Origin of the sequence: Hymenobacter profundi, from assembly GCF_019334315.1 — a bacterium.
Classification (GTDB): domain Bacteria; phylum Bacteroidota; class Bacteroidia; order Cytophagales; family Hymenobacteraceae; genus Hymenobacter; species Hymenobacter profundi.
Map to the genome: position 1 here is coordinate 1 of NZ_JAHWGL010000201.1, position 1,302 is coordinate 1,302.

A 1,302-nucleotide genomic window follows, 5' to 3' on the forward strand; every position below is an offset into this window, starting at 1 on the left:
GTTTTCGTAAATGGCAATGTCATCCAGCCCCAAACGCCCATTCAGGATGGCGGGCGGGGCGCTGGTGCCCAGACCGAGCTTGTTGATGCGGAAGCGCACCGGCCCTTCTATGTTCATCAGGAAGGTGATGGAGTGCTGCCAGCTACCGGCGTCGGTGATGGTAGGGCCGGTTTGCTGCCAGGTAGCACCCTGGTCCTGCGAGTATTCCAGCATCCAGGAGCTGGAAGCGTCGTTGTAGTAGGCGCCGTAGAGGAGGGTCACTTTGCTGGCCCCGTTGGGTAGGTCGAACTTCATTTCGGCCACGGCCGGCACGGTTAGGTTTTGCTGCATGCGCAGGCCCTGGGTGCCGGTGTATCGGTCGCGGCCGGCGGTATTGCCCAGAATGGTCTGGTAGAGCTTCCAGGGGCCGGTGCCGAAGGTCACGGTGTTGTCGGGCACGGCGGCGGTGTTCATGTTGTAGCTGCCCTTGGTGCTCTGCGGCACTCCCTCGAAGCTCTCGGGAAAGCCCGCATACACGGGGCCGCTGGGGTCGATGGCGTCGGCAATGGTGCGCAGCCACAACTGGGGTAGGGGCTGCCCATCGGCACCGGTAACCGCCACCGGAATGCCCTGGAAGGTGGCGCTGGCCGGCACCCGGCGACTGGCAAACGCGGCCGCGGCCTCGGTGTGGAGTACCAATAGGTTGCCGGAGCCGTCTACCAGGTTTTTGTCGCCGCTGTAGGTGACGCCCCCGGTAGGCGCGGGCGTGATGTTTCCACCCGTGACGCGCACCAGCGTGGCCTCGTAGGTGCCAGGCGAGGCGCGCAGAGCCTCGATGGTAGCCGCCTGCACCACCGGCTTATTGCCGCTACTTACTTTGGTGATGTTGGCCGGCGACAGGCCCGTAATCCGCAGGCCGCCGCTCTGGCTAGTGAGGGTAGCCCCGCTGATATCCACCACCACCGAGTCGCCCACGGCGTAGTTGAGGGAAGCGCTTTCCGGCATGGGCAGCACCAAGCCGCGCACCTGGCCCTTGCGGCGGTTTTGCACCACTATGGCCTGGGGGCCACCGGGCACGTTGCGGCCGCTGGCGTCGGAAATCACGAGGCCCGCAATCTGGCGGGCACCGGACAGGTTGCCGTTGTCGAGCAGCACGTCGGTGCCTTTGTAGAGGTTACGCACATCGGCAATGGAGATGGTTGGGCTGGGGATGCCGGCGGCGTAGTCAGGGTTGTCTTCGAGGCAGCCGCCTAGCGCGAAAGCGCTGAGCAGCAGAGCGAATGGTAGGGTGCGTTTCATGTTTTGAGCTGTTAGCTGATGGCT

General features: G+C 64.5%; 1 protein-coding gene. It reads right to left on the bottom strand.

Annotation, left to right across the window (positions count from 1 at the left end):
• Positions 1 to 1,278: DUF5689 domain-containing protein (locus KYK14_RS21870; protein ID WP_246601983.1), on the bottom strand; the 1,278-nt coding region annotated here is incomplete at its 3' end.
• Between the last annotated feature and the right edge of the window lie 24 nt (positions 1,279 to 1,302).